The sequence below is a fragment of the Lactiplantibacillus fabifermentans DSM 21115 genome, from assembly GCF_000498955.2.
GTDB lineage: Bacteria > Bacillota > Bacilli > Lactobacillales > Lactobacillaceae > Lactiplantibacillus > Lactiplantibacillus fabifermentans.
This window is the reverse complement of record NZ_AYGX02000103.1, coordinates 1-2,707: the sequence shown is the minus strand read 5'-3', so window position 1 is coordinate 2,707 and position 2,707 is coordinate 1. Positions and strand designations below refer to the sequence as shown.

Here is a 2,707-nt window from a genome sequence, read left to right as displayed (position 1 = left end):
AAGAGTATCTGTAAGGTTTGCCGCAACATTTAGCAATTCTTTGTCAGTCATAAGTTATCACCTCGGTTAATCGGAATAAATCAAGTATACAGCTGAAATCAAAAATGCAGTAAAAGTAAAAAAACATATTAGGAGGTGTTGTGTTATGCAAGCACTAAAAGTGGCAACGGTTCCGATGCACGTTAAAAGCATGGACCAATACGTATTAGTTGATAAAGAGGCGTATAACAAATTGCTGGATCAATCCTTGTTGGGGCGATCCTGGATAATGGACAATTTACGTGACCGGTGTGGAAACAAATCGATTAAATGGATTAAAGAAAATATTATTGAAAATCCAAAATACAGCCGACAGATTGGCAGAATGGAGCAACAAGGTCAAATAATTCACAAGGGACGCGGTAGCGCCTGGAAGTTTAAGGCTAGCGTAATGGCTGACTTTTTGGAATCTCATTGGGAGGAATTGCCATGGTAGAAGTAGCAGCATTAACCTGGGCGCTAACATCTTTATGGTACAAGCGCAGAGAGATTAGAAACTGGTTTGGAATTTAAGGAGGAAAAGTAATGGTAAGAGACACAGATGCATTTGTTGGACTTGGCAATAAATTAGTCGCCAATGCTAACAAGGCACAAGCAAATGATTTAATAACTGAAATTAATGTTGCTAGTTTGCAAGGCCATCACTCAATCATCTGGAACAAGTCTGAAATTAGTGTCGGCGTTATCAACACACTATCAGAAGAAGATATTTCAGTTAGTAAGTGTCCTGGTGGCGGCTATGTCATTGATTGGCAAGAAGCATTAGAAATGGAGGAATAATCATGCGAAAAGTATCAATTTTACCGTTATATGAGTGGAAACGAGCACAAAAAAAGCCATCGCTAGTAACGGCTAACGATGGACTAATGGAAGAGATGCTCAGCACCAACATCTACTTTATTCCAAAGCAGTCTCGTTTGCAAGTGCTAAGAAAGCGAGGACGGTAGTTATGGAAGAAACATTACCTTATTTAGAACAACAGCATTGCATTTTCCACGGTGTTGCACTGATTGCATCGATTGATCCACAGGCATTAACGCCAGAATTACGTCAGATGCGAGACAACATGATTAAAGCAATGGACTTAAACGCACTTATGATCAATAGGGGGCTTAAATAATGGAGAATGAAGTAATTAATCTTCCAGACTACACGGTGGACTATCAACCGGTACCAATTAAAATTAACAACTTGGAAGGATTGCGGGCGTCCATTGCGCAATATATATCGCGTTACTCGAATTTAGTAATCACCGAAGATAACGTAACTGACAGCAAGCAAGTACGAGCCAAATTGAACAAGCTCAAAAAGGCGCTTGATGATCGGCGCAAAGAAATCAAGCGAAATTATAATCAACCATTACGTGAGTTTGAAACCGAGGTCAAAAAGCTTGAAGCCAGCATCGACATGATCATTGATCCGATTGATGAAGGGCTTGGTGAGCTGGAGGTTCAACGCCGTGAACAACGCAAAGCTGACGTGATGGGCTTGATTGCTGAAATGGCACCCAATTACGACGTTGGGGTGGATGAAATTGAATTCGACCCTCGTTGGCTGAATAAGAGCATCAGCAACAAACAAATCACTCAAGAAGTTGCATCGTCGATGACGGTGGTAAAGCAAGCCAAGGATAAGTTGGCTACTGCTACAACGATGATTACCAAGTATGCTCAAGCAGTCGACGTTGATCCCATCCCATGGATTGACCAGTTGAAGCAAGGACAGGACGTCCAGTACTTGTTGCAGGCAATTGACCGGCAAGTTGAATCAGTCAAAGAACGTGAACGTCAGCGAGAGATTAAACAGCAAGTGGCTGCAGAGCATCAGCAAGAAACGAGTACCGGTAAAATTGTCGATACAGACACTGGCGAAGTAGTGTCTCTTACTCGAACTTTGAAAATTACAGCCACTAAAGACCAGATGTGGGGGCTATCTTCATATATGAAAAAGAATGGTATTAAATTTGAGGCAGTGATGTAGATGAAGTTTTATGCGGATGGCAACATTCCGGTGATACCCAATATGTACTTCATATATGGTGATGGTGGTACCGGTAAGACCAGTGCAGTGAAACAGTTTGTAGGTCACAAGTTGTTGTTCAGTTTCGATATGTCGAGCAATGTTTTGATTGGTGATAAGGACGTCGATGTTATTATCTTTGAACATCGCGATATGCCGAATATTCAGGCCATGGTTGAACAATATGTCATGCAAGGTATTCAAGACACTAAATATCAGGTAATTGTATTAGACAATATCACAGCACTTCAAAACTTGGTATTAGAAAATATTGATAATGCTGCTAAGGACAATCGTCAGAATTACCAAAAATTACAATTGTGGTTTAGAGATCTCGGTACGATTTTGAAAGAAAGTGGCAAGTCTGTATATGCTACTGCTCATCAACTTGACAATGGTTCATCAGGTATTAGTGGTGAAGGTAGATACCAAGCTGACATGAACGAAAAGACGTTCAATGCGTTTACTAGTATGTTTGACCTCGTTGGCCGGATCTATTTGACGGGTGGCGAACGCATGATTGATTTAGATCCCGAAAAGGGGAATCACGCCAAGAACCGAATTGATAATCGCAAATTGATTAAAGCAAATGAGGCTCCTATGTCAAGATTTTAGACAAATAAATGCGAATAGTCAGCGTCATAATTGA

Annotated in this window: 6 protein-coding genes; all 6 read left to right on the top strand. The window is 40.8% G+C overall.

Translation table 11 applies throughout. The annotated features are described in order from the left end of the window. Nucleotides 1-145: 145 nt before the first annotated feature. The 6 genes from DY78_RS09625 to DY78_RS09610 all read left to right on the top strand — a co-directional run bounded on the left by DY78_RS09625 (nucleotide 146) and on the right by DY78_RS09610 (nucleotide 2,673). Nucleotides 146-475 (top strand): DUF771 domain-containing protein, encoded by a 330-nt coding sequence (locus DY78_RS09625; RefSeq protein ID WP_024625307.1) that lies wholly within the window; start codon nucleotides 146-148, stop codon nucleotides 473-475. Between the two features lie 89 nt (nucleotides 476-564). Further along, the gene (locus tag DY78_RS09620) at nucleotides 565-819 is read left to right on the top strand and encodes a hypothetical protein (protein WP_024626239.1); all 255 of its coding nucleotides are present in this window, start codon (nucleotides 565-567) and stop codon (nucleotides 817-819) included. 2 nt (nucleotides 820-821) lie between these two features. Next, nucleotides 822-986, top strand: coding sequence for a hypothetical protein (locus DY78_RS16425; protein WP_169817082.1), 165 nt, complete (start codon nucleotides 822-824; stop codon nucleotides 984-986). Between the two features lie 2 nt (nucleotides 987-988). Next, nucleotides 989-1,159, top strand: coding sequence for a hypothetical protein (locus DY78_RS16420; RefSeq protein WP_169817081.1), 171 nt, complete (start codon nucleotides 989-991; stop codon nucleotides 1,157-1,159). Then, complete coding sequence (locus DY78_RS09615; protein ID WP_056993521.1) at nucleotides 1,159-2,019, top strand: DUF1351 domain-containing protein; 861 nt, start codon at nucleotides 1,159-1,161, stop codon at nucleotides 2,017-2,019. Before DY78_RS16420 ends, DY78_RS09615 begins: the two co-directional genes overlap by 1 nt. Beyond that, nucleotides 2,020-2,673 carry an AAA family ATPase gene (locus DY78_RS09610; RefSeq protein WP_024626245.1) on the top strand — a complete coding sequence of 218 codons (654 nt, stop codon included), beginning with the start codon at nucleotides 2,020-2,022 and terminating at the stop codon, nucleotides 2,671-2,673. The last annotated feature ends 34 nt before the right edge of the window (nucleotides 2,674-2,707 follow it).